The 24,353-nt window shown below is 44.2% G+C and carries 19 protein-coding genes and 1 pseudogene; 10 read left to right on the forward strand and 10 right to left on the reverse strand.

The features are described from left to right. Positions 1–53: 53 nt before the first annotated feature. Together ABJ384_RS11770 and ABJ384_RS11775 are read left to right on the forward strand one after the other, a co-directional pair. Entirely contained in the window at positions 54–1,229 is a 1,176-nt protein-coding gene (locus tag ABJ384_RS11770; RefSeq protein WP_349927515.1) for a thiolase family protein, read from the forward strand. 194 nt (positions 1,230–1,423) lie between these two features. After that, positions 1,424–1,873: a VOC family protein gene (locus ABJ384_RS11775; protein ID WP_349927517.1), complete on the forward strand. Its 450-nt coding sequence runs from the start codon at positions 1,424–1,426 to the stop codon at positions 1,871–1,873. 72 nt (positions 1,874–1,945) lie between these two features. On the opposite strand, the gene ABJ384_RS11780 is transcribed toward ABJ384_RS11775, so the two are convergent. From ABJ384_RS11780 to ABJ384_RS11800, 5 genes and pseudogenes are all read right to left on the reverse strand, one after another. After that, positions 1,946–2,431, reverse strand: a complete 486-nt coding sequence (locus ABJ384_RS11780) for a DUF934 domain-containing protein (protein ID WP_349927519.1) — start codon at positions 2,429–2,431, stop codon at positions 1,946–1,948. Further along, the gene (locus tag ABJ384_RS11785) at positions 2,424–4,067 is read right to left on the reverse strand and encodes a nitrite/sulfite reductase (protein WP_349927521.1); all 1,644 of its coding nucleotides are present in this window, start codon (positions 4,065–4,067) and stop codon (positions 2,424–2,426) included. The genes ABJ384_RS11780 and ABJ384_RS11785 overlap by 8 nt, the downstream gene beginning before the upstream one ends. Before the next feature lie 254 nt (positions 4,068–4,321). Continuing rightward, positions 4,322–6,723: pseudogene (locus ABJ384_RS11790) on the reverse strand (glucose/quinate/shikimate family membrane-bound PQQ-dependent dehydrogenase). 163 nt (positions 6,724–6,886) lie between these two features. Continuing rightward, on the reverse strand, positions 6,887–8,134 hold the full coding sequence (locus ABJ384_RS11795; protein WP_349929747.1) for a carbohydrate porin: 1,248 nt from the start codon (positions 8,132–8,134) through the stop codon (positions 6,887–6,889). A 154-nt stretch (positions 8,135–8,288) separates the two neighbouring features. Then, positions 8,289–9,407, reverse strand: coding sequence for a CaiB/BaiF CoA-transferase family protein (locus tag ABJ384_RS11800; protein ID WP_349927523.1), 1,119 nt, complete (start codon positions 9,405–9,407; stop codon positions 8,289–8,291). Positions 9,408–9,624: 217 nt separating this feature from the next. Here ABJ384_RS11800 and ABJ384_RS11805 point away from each other — a divergent pair, with 217 nt between their 5' ends. The 4 genes from ABJ384_RS11805 (at position 9,625) to ABJ384_RS11820 (ending at position 14,593) form a co-directional block, all read left to right on the forward strand. Continuing rightward, complete coding sequence (locus ABJ384_RS11805) at positions 9,625–10,635, forward strand: AraC family transcriptional regulator (RefSeq protein WP_086195699.1); 1,011 nt, start codon at positions 9,625–9,627, stop codon at positions 10,633–10,635. A gap of 166 nt (positions 10,636–10,801) precedes the next feature. Further along, positions 10,802–12,007 (forward strand): acetyl-CoA C-acetyltransferase, encoded by a 1,206-nt coding sequence (locus tag ABJ384_RS11810; RefSeq protein ID WP_349927525.1) that lies wholly within the window; start codon positions 10,802–10,804, stop codon positions 12,005–12,007. Between the two features lie 11 nt (positions 12,008–12,018). Then, a complete protein-coding gene (locus ABJ384_RS11815) occupies positions 12,019–14,151 on the forward strand; it encodes a 3-hydroxyacyl-CoA dehydrogenase NAD-binding domain-containing protein (RefSeq protein ID WP_349927527.1) in 2,133 nt (710 codons plus the stop codon). 172 nt (positions 14,152–14,323) lie between these two features. Next, on the forward strand, positions 14,324–14,593 hold the full coding sequence (locus ABJ384_RS11820) for a DUF4199 domain-containing protein (RefSeq protein WP_086195702.1): 270 nt from the start codon (positions 14,324–14,326) through the stop codon (positions 14,591–14,593). Positions 14,594–14,659: 66 nt separating this feature from the next. Here the strand turns inward: ABJ384_RS11820 and ABJ384_RS11825 are convergent, their stop codons facing one another. Beyond that, positions 14,660–15,085 carry a GNAT family N-acetyltransferase gene (locus ABJ384_RS11825; RefSeq protein WP_086195703.1) on the reverse strand — a complete coding sequence of 142 codons (426 nt, stop codon included), beginning with the start codon at positions 15,083–15,085 and terminating at the stop codon, positions 14,660–14,662. A gap of 57 nt (positions 15,086–15,142) precedes the next feature. Then, a complete protein-coding gene (locus ABJ384_RS11830) occupies positions 15,143–16,366 on the reverse strand; it encodes an SAM-dependent methyltransferase (RefSeq protein WP_086195704.1) in 1,224 nt (407 codons plus the stop codon). A 102-nt stretch (positions 16,367–16,468) separates the two neighbouring features. Here ABJ384_RS11830 and ABJ384_RS11835 point away from each other — a divergent pair, with 102 nt between their 5' ends. Continuing rightward, the gene (locus tag ABJ384_RS11835) at positions 16,469–17,110 is read left to right on the forward strand and encodes a hemolysin III family protein (RefSeq protein ID WP_086195705.1); all 642 of its coding nucleotides are present in this window, start codon (positions 16,469–16,471) and stop codon (positions 17,108–17,110) included. 144 nt (positions 17,111–17,254) lie between these two features. Continuing rightward, on the forward strand, positions 17,255–18,571 hold the full coding sequence (locus tag ABJ384_RS11840) for an MFS transporter (RefSeq protein ID WP_086195706.1): 1,317 nt from the start codon (positions 17,255–17,257) through the stop codon (positions 18,569–18,571). A 53-nt stretch (positions 18,572–18,624) separates the two neighbouring features. Here the strand turns inward: ABJ384_RS11840 and ABJ384_RS11845 are convergent, their stop codons facing one another. Next, positions 18,625–18,969 carry a hypothetical protein gene (locus ABJ384_RS11845; protein ID WP_200223752.1) on the reverse strand — a complete coding sequence of 115 codons (345 nt, stop codon included), beginning with the start codon at positions 18,967–18,969 and terminating at the stop codon, positions 18,625–18,627. Between the two features lie 87 nt (positions 18,970–19,056). Beyond that, positions 19,057–20,067: a metallophosphoesterase gene (locus ABJ384_RS11850; RefSeq protein ID WP_349927531.1), complete on the reverse strand. Its 1,011-nt coding sequence runs from the start codon at positions 20,065–20,067 to the stop codon at positions 19,057–19,059. A 111-nt stretch (positions 20,068–20,178) separates the two neighbouring features. On the opposite strand from ABJ384_RS11850, the gene ABJ384_RS11855 reads away from it, so the two are divergent. Continuing rightward, positions 20,179–21,813, forward strand: a complete 1,635-nt coding sequence (locus tag ABJ384_RS11855) for a phospholipase D family protein (protein ID WP_180044088.1) — start codon at positions 20,179–20,181, stop codon at positions 21,811–21,813. 16 nt (positions 21,814–21,829) lie between these two features. Here the strand turns inward: ABJ384_RS11855 and ABJ384_RS11860 are convergent, their stop codons facing one another. Then, positions 21,830–22,654: a lysophospholipid acyltransferase family protein gene (locus ABJ384_RS11860; protein WP_200223748.1), complete on the reverse strand. Its 825-nt coding sequence runs from the start codon at positions 22,652–22,654 to the stop codon at positions 21,830–21,832. A 357-nt stretch (positions 22,655–23,011) separates the two neighbouring features. Between ABJ384_RS11860 and hflX the strand changes: the two genes are divergently transcribed. After that, positions 23,012–24,343 carry a ribosome rescue GTPase HflX gene (gene hflX / locus ABJ384_RS11865; protein WP_349927534.1) on the forward strand — a complete coding sequence of 444 codons (1,332 nt, stop codon included), beginning with the start codon at positions 23,012–23,014 and terminating at the stop codon, positions 24,341–24,343. The last annotated feature ends 10 nt before the right edge of the window (positions 24,344–24,353 follow it).

Consider the following 24,353-nt stretch of genomic DNA (forward strand, 5'->3'; position numbering starts at 1 on the left):
TGCTTAAGCTTGGAAAGTAATTCCCTAAAAAAATCAATCTCGGAGAAAGAACAATGACAGACATCGTAATCGTAAATGGGGCACGTACTGCAATGGGCGGCTTCCAAGGTAGCTTGGCCGGTGTAACAGCCCCAGAACTTGGAGCAGCATGTATCAAAGAAGCGATTGCACGTGCTGGATTACAAGCAACCGATGTCGAAGAAGTCATTATGGGCTGCGTGTTGCCTGCCGGCTTAAAGCAAGGACCAGCCCGTCAGGCAATGCGTAAAGCCGGGCTACCCGATTCAACTGGTGCAGTCACCATCAATAAGCTGTGTGGTTCAGGCATGAAAGCAGTGATGCAAGCGGCTGACATGATAAAAGCCGGTTCTGCTGAAATTGTGGTTGCAGGTGGCATGGAGTCTATGACTAATGCTCCTTATGTATTGCCTAAAGCGCGTGGTGGTTTGCGCATGGGTCATGCTGAAATTAAAGACCATATGTTCTTAGATGGTCTTGAAGATGCAGAAACAGGTCGCTTAATGGGTTCATTTGCACAAGACATGGCAAATACCCGTGGCTACACGCGTGAACAAATGGATGACTTTGCGATTCGCTCTTTAGAACGTGCACAAAAAGCCGTGAATGAAGGTTACTTTGCCGATGAAATCGTGCCTGTAACCGTATCGAGCCGCAAAGGCGATGTAGTGGTTGATAAAGATGAACAACCGTTCAATGCCAATATTGCAAAAATTCCAACACTTCGCCCTGCCTTTGCTAAAGACGGCACCATTACCGCAGCCAATGCCAGCTCAATTTCGGACGGTGCATCTGCACTAGTTTTAACTTCAAGTGATAATGCTGCAGCAAAAGGTTTAAAACCTCTGGCTAAAATTGTGGCCTATGCTTCAAATTCACAGCACCCTTCAGAATTTACCATTGCTCCAGTAGGTGCCATTCAGAAAGTTTTAAATAAAACAGGTTGGGATGCACAAGACGTCGATCTGTGGGAAATTAACGAAGCTTTTGCCATGGTGACCATGTGTCCTATGGATGACTTCAAACTTGATCCGGCTAAAGTCAATATCAACGGTGGTGCATGTGCACTCGGTCATCCTGTCGGTTCAACAGGTTCACGTATCATTTTGACTCTAATCCATGCACTTAAACGTACCGGTGGTAAAAAAGGGATTGCTACACTATGCATTGGTGGTGGTGAAGCGACTGCTGTAGCGATTGAATTGCTTTAATTTTTGAAGTCTGCCTTTGTTAAAGAGAAAGTCAGATTATCCCCCTCTCTTTAACTATCTTTTCTCCTTGAGGAAGATAAAAAATCCCTCTGTTGAGGGATTTTTTATGTTTACACTTTTTTATATTTTCATCATCTAGATTTAAGCTTAAGCCCGCTAGATTAGAACCATCAAAACAACAACAAAGGCTTTTCATGCAACTTAATCATTATCTTAATTTCCAAGGTCAGGCTGAAGCAGCCTTTAACTTTTATAAATCTGTTTTTGGTGGCGAGTTTTCCAATCTGACCCGTTATGGTGAATTGCCAGCGCAAGAAGGTATCACGCTATCTGAAGCAGATAAAAATCTTATTCTGCATGTATCCTTACCTATTAATGCATTTACAGAATTGATGGGATCTGACATCAATGATCAATTCTGTGCGCAGACCAATAGCATTTTCACGCCAGGTAATAATCACTATATTTCAATTAATCTGAATGCCCATGAGCAGGCAGAAGCAAAACGCTTATTTGATGCTTTATCTGTGAATGGACAAATAGAAATGCCTTTAGAAAAGACATTTTGGGGTGCACTCTATGGGGCATTTACCGATCAGTTCGGGATTAAATGGATGGTCAATTGCCAATTAGAAGCCATGTAATCACGGTTTTTTATTTAAACATGCATAAAAAAGCCGGAATCAATCCGGCTTTTTAACATTTGCTTAAAACAATCAAGCACCTGTTTGATAATGTGCTTTTGGCACTGCAGTAGAAGCTTGATAAGGATTGGTGAAATCACCCAAACCTGCAGCAGCTTCAGCAATATCTTTACCTTCTTTAATCACGAAAGTATCAAAACCTGAACGCTTCATATAGTTCAACACGTCTTTAAATACGTCACCAGTAGCCCGTAATTCGCCTGCAAAACCTTGACGACGTAACAATGCAGCGAATGAATAGCCACGACCATCGTTAAAGCCTGAAAATTCGATAAAGATTGCATCTAACTGGTCAAGCGGAAACTCATGCGTTTCAGGAGATGCCTCTACAGTGATGTAAAGTGCTTTTTTACCTGAAACATGGGCAATCTGGTCTAACTGTTCAACCGTTAAAACCACGTCACCCTGTGGTAATACGCCATCTTCACCAATTAACTGGTAAGTATTGTCTGCAATCGTGCCATCTTTAGAGAGCACTTGTAGTGCGGTATTAAGCATATGCACGCTCCTTAAATGGTTGAATGCCGACACGGCGGTAAGTATCAATAAACTCTTCACACTCAGTACGCAGGTCAAGATAGGTATTTAGAATTTCTTCAACTACATCTGGAATACGGTCTGCTGCAAATGATGGCCCAAGGATGTCACCAATTGAAGCATCATGGTCAGCATTACCACCAAGCGTGATTTGGTAGAATTCTGCACCTTTTTTGTCTACACCCAAAATACCGATATTACCGACATGGTGGTGACCGCAGGCATTCATACAACCTGAAATGTTGAGATCCAATTTACCTAGGTTGTAAATAGTATCCAGATCATCAAAACGGCGTGAAATCGCTTCAGAAATTGGAATGGATTTCGCATTCGCCAATGAACAGAAATCACCGCCCGGGCAGCAGATGATGTCAGTAATGAAACCAATATGCGCACGAGCCAGATTGTGCTGATCAAGGATCTGCCATAATTCAAACAGGTCTTTTTGCGGTACATCGACCAAAGCAATGTTTTGTTCGTGGGTGGTACGGAACTCGCCGAAGGTGTACTTGTCTGCAAGATCTGCAATCAGGTTCATCTCTTCAACAGTCATATCACCAGGAGCAATACCGGCACGTTTCAGAGAAATCGTGACGATACGATAACCTTTTACTTTATGTGCATTGGTGTTGATGTTGAACCACTGTTTGAACTTCGGATGCGCAGCAAACTGTTCAGTGAAATCTTCATCTGCATAAGCTTGATAATCAAATGGCGTGAAGTTCTCATCCATTTTTGCCAAGGTGTCTGCATCGATTTTTAGAGTCTTGATGGTATGCGCAAATTCAGCTTCCACTTTTTCTGCAAATACGGCAGGCGTTAACGCTTTTACTAAAATCTTGATACGGGCTTTATATTTGTTGTCACGGCGACCGTGCAAGTTATACACACGCAGCACAGCTTCCAAATACGCAATCAAATCTTCACGTGGCAGGAAGTCACGGATAAAGCTGCCAATCACCGGGGTACGGCCCAAGCCACCACCCACTTTGATTTTATAGCCCATCTCACCTGCTTCATTACGCACGATGTATACACCAATGTCGTGGAATGACGTTGCCGCGCGGTCAGTTTCTTCTAATGCAGAAACCGCAATTTTGAACTTACGTGGCAAGAAGGCAAATTCCGGGTGGAAAGTTGACCACTGACGGATCAATTCACAGGTCGGACGTGGATCTGCAATTTCACCGGCAACCACCCCGGCATACTGGTCAGTCGTGGTATTACGGATACAGTTACCAGAAGTCTGGATGGCATGCATTTGTACAGATGCCAGTTCTTGCAGCATGTCCGGTACATTTTCTAGTGCAGGCCAGTTAAACTGAATGTTTTGACGTGTTGATACGTGTGCATAACCACGGTCATAGTCTTGAGCCAATTGCGCAATTTTACGCAATTGTTTTGAATTCATCAGACCGTAAGGCACTGCAACACGCAACATTGGCGCATAACGTTGTACATAAAGGCCGTTTTGCAGACGAAGCGGACGATATTCATCTTCCGTCAATTTACCGGCTAAATAACGTTCCGTTTGGTCACGGAATTGTGCAACACGTTCATTGACCAGTTGCTGGTCAAAATCAGTATATAAATACATGGCGTACAGCTAGTAGTTTCTATTATAACGGCGGACAGCATAACGAGATTTGATCTATCAACAAAATGCGTTTTTTACATATTTCATAGCGATTTTATTGATAAGTGTGTCTAAGCTGCACGGATATAAAGCCTTTCAGCCTTTTTTTATTCATTTTCAACGATATTGCTTATTTTATTTATTCTTTAGCATTTATTTTCATAAAAAAGCCCAACGAATCGGACTTTTCAAATTTAACCGAATAAATAGGTAGCTTATTTTTTATCGGGTAAGGCATAAGCCACGATAGAGTCGCCCATTTTGGTGCCAAATGAACCATGACCACCAGCCATAATGACTACATATTGTTTACCATTGGCTTCATATGTCATTGGCGTTGCCTGACCACCTGCTGGTAGACGGCCTTTCCAGAGTTCATCACCATTGGTCACATTAATGGCACGGATATAGTTATCCTGTGTCGCAGCAACAAACATGAGATTACCTGCAGTCGAGATTGGACCGCCCAGCATTGGCACCCCCATTTTAAATGGCGGTAATGGAATACCTGGCATACTGTCACGAATGGTACCGATCCGGCGTTTCCAGGCCACTTCATGGGTATTTAAATCGACACCCGCCACATAGCCCCAGGCCGGCTGTTTACATGGCAGTCCGAAGGGTGAAAGAAAGGCACTGATTTCTACCCCATAAGGCACACCGTACATGGGCTGAACACCTTGTTCAGTCCCCGCGCCTTTGGCTGTTTGCTTACGGTTCGGATCTTCAGGGATCAGTCTGGACACAAATGGCAAGCCAATCGGGTTCATTACTGCAATTTGACGGTCGGGGTTGACCGACATACCGCCCCATTCAAACACACCCAGGTTACCCGGGAACACTAGCGTGCCATTTTCAGAAGGTGGGGTATAAATGCCATCATAGTTTAATTTCTTGAACGCTACACGGCACATTAACTGGTCAAACATGGTGGCACCCCACATCTGCTTGTCGGTTAATTTTTCTTTAGGCGCCAGGTCAAAATCAGAGAATGGTTGAGTTGGTGAATAACGTTCGCCTTTGGTTTGTGTGCCGCGTTTTACCGTTTGCGGCACCGGCCTCTCTGTAATCGGAACGATTACCTTACCCGTACGACGGTCCAGCACAAAAGCATTCCCTGTTTTCGTCAACACATAGATTGCAGGAACAAGATTGCCAGATTTATCTTTAATGTCCGCTAAAGTCGGCTGCGCTGGTACATCCATATCCCATAAGTCATGATGGGTGGTTTGGAAATTCCAGACCAGCTTACCGGTAGATGCATTTAAAGCCAGCATGGAGTTGGCATAACGCTCATCCAGCTCGGTACGGTGCCCGCCATAAATATCTGGCGTACCGACACCGGTGGGTACATAGACGATATCCAGTTTCGCGTCATAGGCCAAAGGTGCCCAGGCATTGGGGGAGTTATGAACAAATTTCTGGCCTGGCGCAGGAATGGCATTTGGATCTTCAGCACCGGTATCGAATACCCAAAGCAGTTCACCGGTATTGACGTCATAACCGCGGATCACACCCGATGGCTCTTCAGTCGAATAGTTATCGGTGGTTGAACCGCCAATAATAATGGTTGTACCTGTAACCACTGGCGGAGAGGTCGGGATATAACCGCCCGGGTATGGGAATGGCATGTCTTTTTGCAGATCGACTTCGCCATTTTTACCAAAGTCAGTACACGCCTTGCCCGTGTCGGCATTGATCGCGACAAGACGGACATCATTCACCGGCAAAATCACTTTCTTAGGGCAATCGGCTGAAGCTGTTTTCTTGGCAGCAAGACTGGCTTCGAAGCCTGCCGTGTTATTGGCATCATAATAAGACACACCACGGCAAGTTAAATGTTGATAGGTATTATCAGCACGTAATTTAGGATCATAAGTCCATTTGGCTTGACCTGTTGCCGGATCAAGTGCTGTCAATTTCTGGTGAGTGGTACAAATGTAAATATTGTCACCCACTTTAATCGGCGTGACCTGATTGGTGGTTTCACCCGAGTCATTTTCAGTTTTGAATTCACCAGTGTGATATTCCCAGGCCACTTGCAAATCTTTTACGTTTTCAGAATTAATTTGCTTTAACGGAGAATAGCGTAAACCAGACTGTGTCCGGCCATAAGCCGACCAGTCCCCATCGCCCCCCCCGGAATGGGCTGCGATGTTGCAGGCTGTTTAGTGCTTAACTCGCCACGAATTTCCTGTGGATCATTAAATACCGAGTAAATCATCACGGCAATGGTGATTACCAATGTGCCTGCAAGAACCCGTTTTGCCCCTTTGGGATGTTCAAATCCGCGAGTCACGGCAGGAATAAACAATAAAAGACCAAATAGTCCTAAAATGTCCAGACGAGGTGCCAGCGCAAAGAAGTCAGAACCCACTTCCCAAAGCCCCCACACCACAGTCCCTAATAGCAGCGCCGCGTAAATCAGCAGTGCCGAGCTTTTTAATTTGTGTAATAAAACTGCAGTTGCAATGAAGAATAGACCTGCGATGATGTAGTACCAAGACCCACCAAGCACTGCAAGATATATTCCTCCAATCAGCAGCACTAAACCGAAAATGATGGCCACAACAGCCAAAATCGTTTTTAGCCCTGAACCTGAAGATGGAGTACTCATATTGACCACCTATTTTTAGAATTCTTTTAAAGCTCATACCTAAAGTTAAATATGAGCACCTTTTTAATTTTTAGATTTTAAATATCTGGATTAAACCGATCTGCAAAAGAAAGTTGTGCTCCAAGCATCGAATGATAAAACCCAAGTACTTATCATCTAGAAACTAGAACGCTGTTTGTAGCTTAATACCGCCAACCCAGGCATTCTCACCATTTTTATATGCACCAACCTGCTGGATATATTGAATATTTGGACGGATAGTGAGCCAGTTTGTTGCATGAATACCATAGTAAATTTCCGTATCGTATTCTTTGCTCTCTAGGCCGCGGGCATCCACACTATTATTGCGAATGTTCGCATCATTGACATCGTCATTGATCTTGATGCGGGCTATACCGATCGCAATCTCGTCCTGAGGACGAAAGTCTATTAAACCTTTATAAACCAGACCCATATTTTGCATGTCACTGACTTTGTTTGTGTCACGATCATGTACAGTTAAGTTTACAAAAGCACTCAGACCGCGAGATGAATCACCGTTATGTGCTGTCAGTTGCTGTTTGGCCACGACCCAGACACCTTGTTTGTGCTCAGTTTGAGATGCATCTTTAATTACTGCAGTATCGGCACTGCTGTAGTAATAACCGGCACGGTATTCACCCGGAAGTTTTGCCGCGCCGATTTTCGGTGTCCAGACCACTTCAGCAGGAATAATCGCACCATGAGAACCATCGGTACTTAAATTGAAGCCTTTGCCTCGTTCAAGGTTTTCAGAGTTATATTCATAGGCACCGACCTGGGCATAATAGACGTCAGGAGTGAAGTTATATTTCGCTCGGGCAGCCCATTGACTCACTGGCCAGTTGTACCACTGATCACCGACCCAGTTCCCGACTTGCGAGCCACACAGCGCCAGGTTCTGGAAATCGCAGTCAAAGCTGTTGAAATCTTCACCTTCACCAAAACGGCCCACTTTGAAATCCAGTTTTTGTTCTAGGAATTTTTTCTTGATCCAGAAGTCTGTTAAACGCCAGGTTTGCCCACGGCCCCAGACTTCCTGCACCGAACTGAGATGACCATTTAAGGCAGCTGAACTATTCGACAGACTACGGCCATTACGTTCGGTCACGGTTATTTGCGCTTCAGTGTCTTGCCAGCCTAGAATTTTGTTTAAATCGAAGTGGGCACCGATTGCAAACTGATCTGCGTATTCAGTGCCATGACTGGAATAATGATCTGAGTCCAGTAGAGTCGCAACTTCGCCGGTATAACCCAGACTGAAGTCATAACCTTTTTGCTGTAATGCTATACGTTGACCGTTCCAGTCGCCGAACATCCACTGGCTTTGTGAATCAAATGCATTGCCTGCATTTGCTGTGTTTAATACAGCGTTGAGAGAGATCAGGCCCACACCGACACCGAACGTGCTCCATAACTTCTTCACAGCCGCTCACCTTTATATTATTTTTTCTAATATTGATGCTACTCCTGTTTTTTATTTAACATTGGGCGCGAATTGTGAATACATTGTTTTTCAATGTTAATGTTTTTAATCTATGTGAAAACTACCAGTTTCCGGCGCCTAAATGCAGCCCGATATATAAATATTCTGCCTTAGAGCGGGAAAATTTAATCGGACAGGCCAACTGGGTTTCCGTCTGCTTACTGTCCGGAGCCAGTGGCACTGCAACTGCCCATTTTCGTTCATGAGCCAAGCTAGAATCCAAGGCTTCATCCAGAGTTAAAACAGGCTCTACACACACATCTTGATCGGCAAAGATCACTTGCCACTCTTGCCAGGTTTTAGACTTTATTTTTTCCTGAAGCGCCCGCTTGACGACTTGCTGATCTACCGGGTCAAACGAAGCACCTTTTTCACCAAGGATGGGAAGATCCAAAATGTGTGCCAAGCCCGACATAAACTGTGGCTCCAAACTTCCAATCGATAAATAACGGCCATCCTGAGTCTGGTAATAGTCATAAAAACTGCCACCATTTAAATACGACTGTTCGGGAAATTGTTTGGTATTTCCTGCCAATGTGGCAGCCGCTGCCATATTATTTAAAGTGGCTACACAATCGGTCATCGAAATATCAATATATTGTCCCAAACCGCTGCGCTCACGTTCCACCACGGCAGCCAAAATCCCAATGACCGCATGTAAGGAGCCTCCTGCAACATCGGCGACCTGTATCCCCAATGCCGGTGGTCCACCTTCTTGCCGGCCACTATGTCCAGCAATTCCAGCCAAGGCCAAATAATTTATATCGTGTCCGGCCTTATCTTTATAACTTCCGGTCTGTCCATAGCCAGTAATGGAGCAATAAATCAGTCGTGGGTTCAATGCTGCAAGCGTGGCGTAGTCCAGGCCCAAGCGCTGCATCACCCCTGGCCGAAACTGCTCGACCACAATATCGTATTCAGTAATCTTCTGTTTAATCAGTTCAATGTTGTGCGGATCTTTTAAATCCAGAGCAACCGACTGTTTATTACGGTTTAAATAACTGTGCGCCGTTGCCTGTCCATGGGCATAAGGCGGCAATAACCGAATCAGGTCTGGCCGTGTAGGTGATTCAATGTGGATCACTTCTGCACCGAGGTCTGCCAGATACAAAGTGGCAAATGGACCCGGGAGTAAAGTTGAAAAATCAAGTACTTTTAATCCTTTTAAAGCCGTAGTCATGTCCGTTTTTTCTCTTTTTATGTTGATTTTATATGCATATTAGAAATATAAAACTCATAAAACAATGTCATGTTCAGCCATTTACCTTGATCATTTCGGCAATTTAAGATGTAAATAGGGTGCAATAACTATTGTAAATTGCCACCCAAACAATTTTTAGCGTCATTTAGGTCAACTGCAAGTGAATATAAAAGAGAAAGAGACTGAAGGATTTAATATGAGTCGCGATACGATTAGTATCCACTTCGTCAATGCGGCTTTAACCGGCGTAAAACGTCTGGGCATGGATGTCGAAACTTTATTGTCACATGTCGGCATTGAAGCGGAATTATTACGTCAACCTAAAGCCCGTATTTCTCCGGAACAATATACCCGATTTATTCAAATGCTCTGGATGGTGACCCAGGACGAACATGTCGGCTTTGATATACAGCCACGTCGTCTGGGCACTTTTGCCATTATGTGTCAGTTGATTATTCATGCGAAAACGCTAGGAGATGCCTTAGAGCTTTCTTCCCAGTTTTATAAACTGTTTGGCGATGAATGGTCTGTGACTCTGGAACGTGACAAACACGAAGCGCGCCTGGTTCCGCTTATTCCTAAAAGCATGGATCCCGATCATTTCATTACCGAAAGCATGCTGATGATCTGGCACGGTCTGGCCTCTTGGCTCATCGAACGCCGTCTGCCACTCGAACGCGTTCATTTTGGCTACCCACGTCCTGCACATGCCGATGAATATGATGCCCTGTTCTTCGCACCGGTGATGCAATTCGATGCGCCACGTACCGAAATTACCTTTGCCGCAGACTATCTGGATCTTCCGCTGCGTCAAAATGAAGAAACGCTGGAAGAATTCCTCAAAGCTGCACCTGCACAGTTGCTGGTTAAATTCAAAAACACCAACTCGCTGACTTCTCGTATCCGTGAAGTGTTAAAGAGCCAGATTGGTGAAGAAATGCCAACACTCAACGATGTCGCTTCGATGTTGTATCTTTCTCCTCAAACTTTGCGTCGCCGTCTGGCTGCGGAAGGCAAAAGCTATCAGGGCGTGAAAGATGCCTTGCGCCGTGATGCCGCCATTCATCTGCTGCTAAATCCAGGTTTGACCCTCGAAGATGTCGCACAGCAGGTCGGTTTTAGTGAAACCAGTACCTTCCACCGTGCCTTTAAAAAATGGACCGGCGTAACACCAGGGTTATATCGCCAGTTGCACGGTTATCACTGATCACAACCGATCTTTTCAATTTCTCTCTATGCCCAAGTTTCGACTTGGGCTTTTTTATTGACCAAAAACATCATCTGACCTGATCCGTTCTCGTCATTGCACTTCGAAAATTAATCATTACACTCAAAAAAGTATAAAAATTTTAAAATCATAAAAGGGAAATGCCATGAGCGAGGCTTATATCATTGATGCCATTCGCACACCACGCGGAAAAGGAAAAAAGGATGGTTCACTGTATGAAGTGAAACCGATTACCCTACTCACCACATTGCTGAATGAATTAAAAGACCGTCATCAACTTGATACTTCAAAGGTTGATGATATTGTCCTAGGCTGTGTCACGCCGATTGGCGACCAGGGTGCTGATATTGCCAAAACTGCAGCCATTGCTGCAGGTTGGGATAATGATGTAGCGGGTGTGCAAATCAACCGTTTCTGTGCATCTGGACTTGAAGCCGTGAATATGGCGGCCATGAAAATCCGTTCAGACTGGGAAGATATAGTGGTTGCTGGTGGCGTTGAATCTATGTCGCGCGTACCAATGGGTTCAGATGGCGGCCCTTGGGCACTGGACCCTGAAACCAATATGGCCTGCGACTTTATTCCGCAAGGCATTGGTGCCGACCTGATTGCCACCATTGATGGATACAGCCGTACCGATGTAGATACTTTTGCAGAGCAGTCACAAAATAAAGCTGCTACTGCACAAGCCCATGGCTATTTCGACAAATCAGTTGTGCCGGTAAAAGATAAAGCCGGTGTAGTGATTTTGGATAAAGACGAATTCATCAAGCCAACCACTACAGCCGAAAGCTTAGGCAAACTCAACCCAAGTTTCGCCATGATGGGACAGATGGGTTTTGATGCCATTGCCCTGCAAAAATATCCAGAAGTAGGTGCTGTGAACCATGTACATCACGCAGGTAATTCATCAGGCATCGTCGATGGTGCAGCGGTGGTTTTGGTGGCTTCTGAAAAGGCAGTACGAGAACAAGGCTTAAAACCACGAGCCAAAGTGCTATCGACTGCACTTGTAGGTACCGACCCGACCATCATGTTGACCGGCCCTGCTCCAGCTGCACGTAAGGCCTTGGAAAAAGCAGGTTTGACGATTGATGATATAGACCTGTTCGAAGTGAATGAAGCCTTTGCTGCCGTGGTGATGCGTTTCATTAATGAACTCAATGTTGATCCGGCCAAAGTCAATGTCAACGGCGGGGCAATTGCTCTGGGACATCCACTGGGTGCAACAGGCGCAATGATTTTGGGCACACTTTTGGATGAATTAGAGCGTCAAGGCAAGAAACGTGGCCTTGCAACCCTGTGCGTTGGTGGAGGTATGGGCATCGCAACGATTATTGAATTGGTATAAGGAGAACAAAAATGAGCGCAATTCAATTTGAAAAAAATGCCGACAATATCGTCATATTAACCTTAGATTCTCCCAACCAGTCTGCCAATACCATGAATGCAGATTTCCGCACTGCCTTAACAACAACTGTAGAAAAGCTAAAAGCCGATGACCATATCGCAGGCATCATTTTCCGTTCCGCAAAAAAGACCTTCTTTGCCGGTGGTGACCTGGATGAGCTGATTCAGGCCACACCTGAACATGCCACAGAATTCTTCAACATGATTGAAGAGATGAAAGCCCAGCTGCGTTATATCGAAACCCGCGGTATTCCTGTCGTTGCAGCCTTAAATGGCACAGCACTGGGTGGCGGTTGGGAACTGGCATTGTGCTGTCATCATCGTATTGCCCTGAATGATGCCAAAGCTAAATTCGGCCTGCCTGAAGTGACGCTTGGTTTATTGCCAGGTGGTGGCGGCATTGTGCGCATGGTCCGTCTACTAGGTCTGCAAAATGCATTTCCTTTGCTCATGGAAGGCAAGCAATTTGGTGTAGAAAAAGCCAAATCTTTAGGGCTGATTCACGACACAACCGATTCTGAACAGGAGCTTTTAGACAAAGCCATCGTCTGGGTCAAAGCCCATCCGCAGTCTGCACAACCTTTCGATGTGAAGGGATATAAAATTCCAGGTAGTACGCCATCTTCTCCTGCTGTGGCACAAATGCTGGCGATTGCGCCTGCCATGCTGCGTGACAAAACCAAAGGCTGCTACCCTGCACCTGAAGCGATTATGGCGGCTGCGGTAGAAGGTGCTCAGGTTGGTGTCGATACTGCGCTAACCATTGAATCGCGTTACTTTACTTACCTCGCCACCGGTCAAATTTCCAAAAACATGATCGGCACCTTCTGGCATGGTTTAAATGCGATTAAATCTGGTGCCAGCCGTCCAAAAGACATAGCCAAATGGAAAGCGTCTAAAGTCGGCATTTTAGGTGCCGGCATGATGGGTGCAGGCATTGCTTATGCCACTGCATCTAAAGGTATTCAGGTTGTTTTAAAAGATGTATCAATAGAGGCGGCTGAAAAGGGCAAAGCCTACAGCCAGAAACGGCTGGATCAAAAAGTGGCTCAAGGCCGTTTAAGCGCTGAGAAAAGAGATCAGGTTTTAGCACTGATTCAGACAACGGCAGATAATGCAGCCTTGCAAGGTTGTAACCTGATCATTGAAGCGGTATTTGAAAGCCCAGAACTGAAAGCCAAAGTGACGCAAGAGGCTGAAAGCTATCTGCTAGATGGCGGTGTGATGGCCTCCAATACCTCGACCCTACCGATTACAGAACTCGCTCAAGCTTCTAAAAATGATCAGAACTTTATTGGCCTGCATTTCTTTAGCCCGGTCGATAAAATGCAGCTGGTTGAAATCATCAAAGGTCAAAATACGTCCAATGAGACCTTAGCCAAAGCTTATGATTTTGTGCAGCAAATTGGCAAAACCCCGATTGTGGTGAATGACAGCCGCGGTTTCTTTACCAGTCGCGTGTTTGGCACTTTTGTTCAGGAAGGTCTGCACCTGCTGGCCGAAGGTGTACATCCAGCCCGTATTGAAATGGCTGCGCTGAAAGCTGGTATGCCTGTGGGTCCATTGGCCATTCAGGATGAAGTCTCGCTTACCCTTTCAGAGCATGTCGCGACTGAAACACGTAAAGCCCTGCAAGCCGAAGGCAAAGACCTGCCACGCTCAACTGCGGATGACGTGATTCACAGCATGATTCACGAGTTCGGCCGTAAAGGCAAAGCTACTGGTACAGGCTTCTATGACTATCCGGAAGGTGCTAAAAAGCAGCTTTGGGAGGGCCTGAAAAAATGGCAGAAAGATACGGACATTTCTGAACAGGAAATGATTGACCGTTTTCTGTTTGTGCAATCTCTGGATACTTTACGCTGTCTGGAAGAAGGTGTGCTGGAATCGACAGTCGATGGCAATGTCGGCTCGATTTTCGGAATTGGTTTTGCCCCGTGGACCGGTGGTGCTTTCCAATTTTTAAATCAATACGGTTTAGAAAAAGCCCTGCTGCGTGCCAATACCCTTGAAGCTAAATATGGCGTACGTTTTAAGACACCGCAATTGCTCAAAGACAAGATTGCCCAAGGCGAAAAAATTTAAATCTTATTGTTCAAAAATATTGTAAAAGAAGAGAAGCGAGACGCTTCTCTTCTTTTACGCTTGAGCATGCTGACTTTTTAATCCACAGAATCTCATCTGCTTTTGCAGGGCTTTTATGTTATAAAGTTACATAAGTTTTAAATTTTTTATTTATCCAGTGGGTAGTCCTCTTATGACAAATAACTCTTCTCCTGAAAAATCATCTTGGGGTTGGAAAGCCGTCATTATTGTGTGTATTTTAGGTGCATTATTTATGGGCATCTTTTATCTTGCCGTGAGCAACGAACCAGACTATATGCCAAGTCAAAAGCGCAATCAGACGCATACTACACACCAGCAGCAATCTTCGGCTTCCGAACCTACTGCGGCTGAGATGAATATGACAGAACAAGAACATGCCAATATGGCAGAGCACGATGCCTCTGCTGCCCATGGTCACTGATTATAGAAAATAAAAAAGCGGGATGAGGTATCCCGCTTTTTTACACCTACTTTAATGGCTATTGAATTACTGCAATTTTAAATACATATCAATATGCGCAATGCCGCAATCCGGATATTGCTCTCCTTCCACAGTAAAGCCCAGTCCTGCATAAAACTGCACGGCATGTACTTGAGAAGAGAGTTTCAAAAATTTGCGCTGCTCATGTTTAGCCTGCTGAATAATCTCCAGCATCAACAGCTTGCCAATGCCCTGTCTACGATAAGCCTTTAAAACCGCAACCCGGCCAATGCTGTGATTTGGCAGCAGGCGCGCTGTCGCAATAGGCTTTGCCTGATCATAAACCACAAAATGTAATGAGATGGCATCTTGCGCATCCCATTCATCGGCAGCAGCAATGTTTTGTTCCTGAATAAAAACCTGCTCACGAATCAGTTTTGCATCATGTTGCAATTTATTCCAACTGCCTGTGCATATTATAAATGAGGGCATCAACCATCATCTTCCTAAAAATAAAAACATCTTTAAAACTGCTTTATTCATTTTGAATTAACACTTACAGCCTATATCCTGCTGATCCCACTGATCATTCAGCAACAACTCCAGCGAATGTTTTTGAATGCCATACATCTGTTTTAAGGCCTGAATCTGCGCCAAAACCTGCTGATCCGGTTCACTATAATCTTTACGTTTGGTGGCCAGAATCATCTTGTTTTTACTGGTGTGTTCCAGCGCCACAAATTCAAACACTTTGGTTTCATAGCCATAGGCTTTGAGCAGCAAAGCACGAATGGTATCAGTCAGCATTTCCGCCTGCTGTCCGGCATGAATGCCAAATTGCAACATCGGTTTCAGCACTTCAGGGCTTTTCAGCTGTGGACGCAATTCTTTATGACAACACGGCGCACACATGATCATTTGCGCATTTAAGCGAATCCCGGTATGAATGGCAAAATCGGTTGCCACATCGCAGGCATGCAGCGCAATCATCACATCCAGATGTTCAGGCTGATAGGTACGCACATCACCCTGAAAAAAATCCAGTTGCTGAAAATTGGAACGCTGCGCAATATCCTGACAAAACTCCACCATTTTCGGATTGAGCTCCACGCCTGTAACAAAAGGCATCTGCCCATGTTTAGCCAGATAGTCGTATAAAGCAAAAGTCAGATAGCCTTTGCCTGAACCAAAATCAACCACACGCAATGCATGATCGTGTTGGTTAATCTGATCCAGAGCACCCGAGAAAATTTCGACAAATTTATTAATCTGTTTCCATTTACGTGCCATGCTCGGAATAATCTGTGCTTTATGGTCGGTAATGCCCAGCGGCTGTAGAAAATAGCTGTCCTGATCGACATAGCGATGCTTGGTACGGTCATGGCCTTGCTGGGTCTCTGCAGGATTCACTATCGTAATCGCCTTTTTACTGCTGCTCAGCATGGCTTTCTTCTTGTTTTTTTTCAGTTGCAGTTCTTCACTCGCGGTAAACAGATTGGCCTGCTTCGATTGCGCCAACAATGACTGCACCAAGGGCACGGCTTCAGCCAAAGGGTAATTTTTAGTGACATCTTGAGTCTTATAACGATACAGACAACTGAGCACAGGCTGGTTTTGCAGTGAAATGACTCTTAAGATCATTTTCTCCAGATGTTCCAGCTCACCTTTATACTGGCTAATAATCATTCGATCAAAACTATGTGTTTCAATGGCTTGCTGAAAAGCATCTAAGAATTTTTGTTCCTGAATAAAAGGAGAAGCCGCTTGAGACATACATATCACTCGAATAAATTAGGTCATCAGTTTAAAACTTCTTACTTTAAAGGTAAAATTGCATTACTATACAAGTGTATTTTTAATTATAGAAAATAAATAATGACGACTTCTCAACTGCAGGCTTATGATCCACATGAAGAAAAAATTAATGCGATCAGTCATGCACTTGGCGCATTATTAGCGCTTATTGCCAGTATTTTTATGCTGATCAAAGGCAGTGATTTACCGCTCGGGCAATTTGTCAGCTTGTGTGTGTACGCACTCAGTATGATTTTACTTTTTTCTGCCTCCAGCCTGTATCATTTTGCCGAATCACCGCAACGGCGTGGCTGGTACAAAAAACTGGACCATACTGCCATTTATTATCTGATTGCAGGAACCTATACCCCTTTCCTGTCCATCGCCCTGCCTACGGCTAAAGCGCATTATTTATTAATTGCCCTTTGGCTGATTGCGCTGATTGGCACATTATTCAAATTGGTTTTCATTCATCGTTTCCAGAAAATTTCACTCATCGCCTATTTGGTCATGGGATGGCTGGCCTTACTGGTCATGGATGACATGCAACGCTATTTAAGTGCCGAGGCGTTAACCTATTTGATCGTTGGCGGACTTGCATACACTGTGGGTGCATTGTTTTATGCGCTAAAAAAGGTAAGATACACCCACGCTATCTGGCATATTTTTGTATTGATCGGTGCAGGATCACATTTTCTGTCTATCTATCTTTACGTGATTTAATCCTCTCATTCTTCATTTCAGTGACCCTGAGCGAGTTGAGTAGAGAAGATTCTTCGTTGTTTTTTTAAGAAATTACGCCTTTTTTAAAAAGATTACGCTTTTAAAACTAAGCTTTTTTTATTTTTAGTAAGTGTAAGGTCATCCATGGCGTCATCAGATTCTATTGCTGCTTCAGCAGAAGTTGCAACCAATTCAAAATTCCGCGTTCTTACTGCGAGCCTTGTCGGTACAACAATCGAGTTCTTCGATTTTTATATTTATGCAACAGCGGCAGTCATTATTTTTCCCCATCTGTTCTTTCCGGCAAGTACGGACCCAACCACAGCAACCATTCAGTCTTTGGCCACCTTTGCGATTGCCTTTATTGCACGTCCGATTGGCGCTGCCCTGTTTGGACATTTGGGTGACCGGATTGGCCGTAAGGCAACCCTGGTCGCAGCCTTACTGACGATGGGTATTTCGACCGTCTGTATTGGCTTACTGCCCACTTATGCACAAGTGGGTCTTGCTGCACCCTTATTGCTTGCGCTTTGCCGTTTAGGTCAAGGACTGGGCTTGGGAGGTGAATGGAGTGGTGCTGTTCTTCTGGCCACTGAAAATGCGCCTGAAGGTAAACGTGCCTGGTACGGTATGTTCCCTCAACTTGGAGCCCCAATCGGCTTTATCCTGGCGACAGGTTCTTTCATCACCCTTGGTGCATTCATGTCGGAACAGGAATTTATGCAATGGGGCTGGCGTATTCCATTTATTTCAAGTGCTTTACTGGTGATTGTGGGTTTATGGATTCGCCTGAAACTGCATGAAACGCCTGCCTTCCAAAAAGTATTGGATAAACAGAAAGAAGTAAATATTCCATTTAAAGAAGTGTTGACCAAACACTGGGGCATGCTGATTCTGGGTACTATCGCTGCCATCTGTACCTTTGTGGTGTTCTACTTAACCACAGTGTTCGCCTTAAACTGGGGAACCACCAAACTCGGTTACACACGTTCCGAATTTCTGCAACTGCAACTGGTTGCCACTTTATGCTTTGCGGCATTCATTCCACTTTCTGCCGTTTTTGCGGAAAAATTTGGTCGCAAAGCCACTTCAATTGGCGTATGTATTGTTTCAGCATTGTTTGGCCTGGTGTTCTCAAGCATGCTTGAATCTGGCAGCACTGTTGTCGTGTTCTTATTCTTATGTATTGGTCTGGCGATCATGGGCTTAACCTATGGCCCGATTGGTACGGTACTGTCTGAAATTTTCCCGACTTCAGTACGTTATACCGGTTCAGCATTAACCTTTAATCTCGCCGGTATTTTTGGCGCATCTTTTGCACCTTTAATTGCAACCAAGCTTGCAACGACTTATGGTTTATATGCTGTAGGTTATTATTTAACTGCTGCTTCTATCCTTTCACTGCTTGCCTTCCTGGCCATTCGTGAAACCAAACATGATGATGTAAACAACCAGGTTTAATGTCATCTAGACATAAAAAAACCAGCGTGATCATGCTGGTTTTTTTATGTTTCTCAGATCTGTTCATCACTGAGCATTTCTTGATATAGCTCTTCAAACACCGCTCGATCGCCACCGGCATTGTAATAACTCGGAACAATGTAAGTCACCAGCTGGCGATATCGCTCTGTGCCATATAAATGATCCAGCAAAGCTTCCACATTATTTTCATCAATACCGAATCGCGTCATCAGTTGCTGAAACTTTTGATAAAATGTGCGTGCAAATTCTTGCGTGTTCACTACATCCGCCTCTGCTTGCTGAAAATACGTTTCTAAGGCAATTAATCCCGCTTCAAGCTGTGCCGATTGAGGTTCTGTTAAAGCAAAAAACTGACCAACCTCTTCTAAAAAAGACATGCTCTTCTCCTATTTTGTTCTCATTGTTATAAAACAATCTTGTTTTACGGTATGTCAAAAATTGTTCCTAGAACCGATCTTCAAGATTTAAACCAATTCAATAATATCAATGGTCGGCGGTACGCGAAAACGAAAGGGCACACCGACCATTCCTGTGCCTACAGTCACAAAGACATCTGCATTTTCATGCTGGTACAAACCCTTTTTATGTCCCAAGATGGAAACTTTTTTCATGATGTAGTTGGTCAGCCAAGGCAGTTCCACCTGCCCACCATGAGTATGCCCCGACAGCATCAGAGGACGGGTTGGCAATTGCGGCACCATATCCACCGTATCCGGGTTATGCGACAAAATCACCCAGGGTTTGTCTTGCGGCAAATCCGGCATGTAGCGCATATCGGTTTTTCCGGCCCATAAATCCCCTACGCCCAGCAACCGAAATTCATCGAATTCAATCATCTGACCTTCAATATCAATCACGTTATTGACTTTTAACGCATGCCGCAACAGGTTTAGAATCGGCGGTCCGGGATATTGTTCATCATGATTGCCATTCACCGAATACACCGGCGCATTAATGTCTTGCAAAATGGCCAGTTCATCGGCCAGTTTGTTTTCAGGTTCATAGGTCCAGTCCCCTGCCACCACCACTAGATCAGGATTCTGCCGATTAATTTTATCGACAATAATTTTCAGTTGGCGTTCGTGCCCGGAAAACAGACCAATATGCAAATCGGCAATCAAGGCAATTTTGACGGGGCTTTGCAGATTTTGCTCCGGATGGAGCTGATATTGCAGGGTTTTAACCATGACATGCTGAGGTTCGATAAAACGGGCATAAATCAGCACGCAGCTCAGCAAGAAAATAAACACGGCTTGGTGAATCGAGTAATAACCACTCCAACCGGCAAACAGGCTAAAGAAAAATAATGGGAAAAGTAAATAAGATAAATAAAAGGCCAATAAATGTACAAAGGCCTTAAAGGGATGAATAGTTTCTGTCCGTGTCTGGCTTAACCAAGCCTGTGCGATACCCCACACCGCAAGCAGAGCGAAACAAATATAAAAATAAAAAGCAACTGCGTGCGAATCCCACATATTATCGTCTCTAATCATTACGATGATATTACATCATTCATCTATTCTGATATTTATCTTTTCACAGCTCACAATTATACTCAAACCAATTTTTGGTATTGTTTACACCCTATGACGCGATCTTCTCATCAGCTCACACACTTAAACAGTGGTCAATCCCCTAGCACAGCTAGCTATAAAACCACCGTATTATTAAGTTGTAGTCTGCTGCTCGGAATTCCGGCATGTTCCACCCTTCCCAAACAAATACCACAGCCTGTTGAATATTCATTTGATACCAAAACCGAACAGACTTCACTGGCTAAAATCATTGTGCCCTTAAGGGAACAAAACCCGAACCTGACCGGTTATCATGTGCTGTACGACCCGCTTGAGGCATTGGCAGCACGTATCCATTTAATTGATAAAGCAGAAAAAACTTTAGATTTACAATACTACATTTGGGACAACGATAAAATTGGCGCGCTGGCCCTGCACTCCATCATTCAGGCAGCGGACCGAGGTGTAAAGGTCCGTTTATTGATGGATGACAATAATGCCAAAAAGATGGAAGGCATTTATCTAGCCCTCGATCAGCATCAGAATATTGATGTGCGCCTGTATAATCCTTACCGTTTTAGACATTATCGTGCCATGGACATGGTACTGGACTTAAAACGGATTAACCGTCGCATGCATAACAAAAGCTTTATTGCCGACAACCAGATTGCATTGATTGGCGGTCGCAATATGAGTAACCAGTATTATAACGTTAGCGACAATTATCAGTTTTCCGATGTCGATGTGATGCTGGTCGGCGCTGCATCGGATGAAATTATTCATTCCTTCGATGAATACTGGAATGACGATTATGCTTTTCCGGTCAAGCAAATTGTCAATCCCCGACATTATTCCTTGCGTTTTGACAGCCTGAAAAAACAGCTTGAGGAACACTCCCAAAACATTACCGTACAGAATTATCTCGATTTAGCCACCCGATCGCATGCTTTTGAAAACTGGCTGAATAACAGTATTCAATTTGACTGGGTCAAGGCAGAAGTCGTCAGTGATTCACCCAGTAAAATCCGGGCAAAAGCCAAAAAAGAACAACATCTGAATTTTCAGCTGATTAACCGTTTAGAAAAACCCGAACACAGCGTCGATATTATTTCAGCCTATTTTGTCCCGGAAAAAAAAGGCGAGAAAATGCTGAGTGATCTGGCGCAAAATAATATTAATGTCCGGGTACTGACCAATTCCTTTAAAGCCAATGACGTGGCTTTGGTTCATGCTTTCTATGGCAAATATCGCAAGGATTTACTTCAGAATAATGTCCAGCTTTACGAGTTTCTGTCTGTTCCGGAAAGCGAAAACCTGAATGCCCATACCCAGGAAATTGCAGAAAAAGCCAAAGTCAGCATCAAAGGTTTAAGCCGTTCCAGCCTGCATGCCAAACTGATGGCTATTGATGAAAAACAGGTGTTTATTGGTTCTTTTAATCTTGACCCACGTTCCGCCTATTTGAATACCGAAATTGGAGTATTGCTGGACAGCCCAAACCTGGCCAAAGCGGTCCACTCCACCATGGATCAGAACCTGTCTAAATATGCCTACAAACTGGTGTTAGATGCCAACAATAAAATCAACTGGCAAATTAAAGGTCATGATGGCAGCATTAAAACTTACCAGAAAGAACCCAAGATGAAATGGTGGCAAAAGGCCGGTGTCAAAATGATTTCATGGTTACCAGTTGAAGGTTTTATGTAAGCTGCAATGGTATTCACTAGTCATGCAAAGACTCAGGCGGCTTTTTCAGTGCTTTCTGCTGTAACTGTGCTAAACCGGCAATCATCTGGGTATGTACGGCTTCTGTTAAACTTTCAACATCATGTCCTTCCACGGCGATTGCCGGTAAAGCCATGAGATGAACCATCACCTTTGGCATTTCCAAAACGTTTTTAACATGGTCCGCAAAACTAATATCACCGATGAACGGTGCCACTGTATCCAGCTCTCCCTCTTGATTCACATAACAAATCAGACAAATTTGCACCGGACGATTTGCGTCAATGGCGGCACCTAAAATACGGCCATAGATTTTTTTAATTTTGCTGCCATCCGAAGTGGTGGCTTCTGGAAAAAATAATACCGGGATATCACGTTTTAGAAATGTGGTAATTTGCTCTTTAATTTTAATCGAATCACCCGAGCCACGTTTAATAAATAATGTGCCACCGCCCTTGGCCAGTTTGCCAAATAAAGGCCATTTTTCAATTTCAGCTTTGGCCAAAAAGAATACCCGGGCACTTGAACCCAACACTGCAATATCCAACCACGAAACATGGTTACTCACCCACAGCGCCGGCTCACGTGGAATTACTCCATGTACTTGAATCTCAAGGTTAAATACCTTGCATAACTCGCGGCAAAAATGCTGTACATAACGCGTATTACATGGGTTGTTCGGATCTTTATATAAGCGATGACGGAAAACCAGATAAAACCCTTGAATAATTGCCGCTAAAACAGCCAATAACTTTTTGTTATATAAAAAAAATTTAGACAAGCCATTTAACGATGAACTTTCAGTTACGGAGGATTGAGTCATAGATGGATCACTAATTATTAGCTGCAGCGTTTAATCATTTATTTGCTGCCATTCTATACTGTTCATTTTGAACTTGCATTGATCATAAAAACCTAAATCAGCCAATAAAGCCAGTAAATCATTTATTTTTATCACCAATAAAGAGCTTGAATCATACGCTGGAAATTAAAAACAAGACTCAGATACATCTCCGTGATTTTCTGCTTTTAATGACTGCTTTCTAGAGATCCCTGCTCATAAAAACACGCCCTGGACTGAATATCTTGTTACGATGCTTTGTTAAGTTTTTGCTATTTTTCCCTTTGCCTGTTCATTTTCAACTAAAATAAAATTTTAATGCAGTAGAGATCATCTTTAGTGGAATATTTTGAGCAACATCAGGGTGGTGAACGAACAATCTTAGTGAGTGTATCGGTACAGCTATTAGATGACCTTGATGCAGAAGAATTTCGTTTACTGGCAAAATCTGCAGGCGCTGAAATTTTAAACCATATTAACGCTCAACGTATTAAACCCGATCCCAAACTGTTTATCGGCTCTGGCAAGGCAGAAGAAATTGCCGCTCTGGTACAGGAGCTTGAAGCTAATCTGGTCATTTTCGATCATTCGCTAACACCCGCTCAAGCCCGTAATTTAGAAAAAATCATGCTCTGCCGTGTGGTGGACCGTACCGAACTGATTTTAGATATTTTTGCGCAACGTGCCCGGACCTATGAAGGTAAATTGCAGGTTGAGTTGGCACAGTTACAGCACCTCTCCTCACGTTTAGTGCGCAGCCGCAGTAATCTTGACAGTCAAAAAGGCGGGATTGGCTTACGTGGTCCAGGTGAAACCCTGCTGGAAACAGACCGTCGTTTACTGCGTATCCGCATGGGGCAACTCAAAACCAAACTAGATAAAGTCCGCCAGACCCGCATGCAAGGTCGTGTTGCACGACAAAAGGCCGCTGTGCCAACCGTTTCTTTAGTCGGTTATACCAATGCCGGCAAATCAACCCTGTTTAATATTTTGGCCAACAGCGATGTTTACGCGGCAAATCAGCTGTTTGCAACATTAGACCCTACACTGCGCCGCCTGGAATGGGATGGTATTGGACGTTTGGTGCTGGCAGATACCGTGGGTTTCGTGCGTAATCTCTCGCATTCCTTGGTCGAGTCCTTTAAGGCAACGTTGGAAGAAACGCTGGAAGCCACCTTACTGCTGCATGTGATTGATTCCAGCAGCCCGGATATGCTGGAACAGATTGAAGCTGTAGAATCGGTACTCAAGGAAATTGGTGCTAATGTCCCGGTACTTCGTGTCTATAACAAAATTGATGTCAGCGGTGAAGATGCCAAAATTGTCTATGCCAAACCGCACATGCCCGATCGGGTGTATGTATCCGCACACTCAGGCCAGGGTTTAGACCTGCTGCGTCAAGCGGTACAAGAATGTTTGATGGGCCAAATTCAAAGCTTTGAGCTGATGTTAAAGCCTGCCTATGGCAAATTGCGCACCCAACTCTATGCATTGAATGTCATTCAATCTGAAAATTATGATGATGTCGGTAATCTTCATTTACAGGTGATTATGGCACCGCAAAAGCTGGAACAGCTGATTAAACAGGCACATTTGCCTATAGATGAAATTCTGGGGCACAAGGCTGCACAATTTAAACGGCCGCTTGAGGAATTTGAAATAAAAAGATAAATCGGTTAAA

The organism is Acinetobacter sp. A1-4-2 (assembly GCF_040233925.1).
In the GTDB taxonomy this organism is placed as follows: domain Bacteria; phylum Pseudomonadota; class Gammaproteobacteria; order Pseudomonadales; family Moraxellaceae; genus Acinetobacter.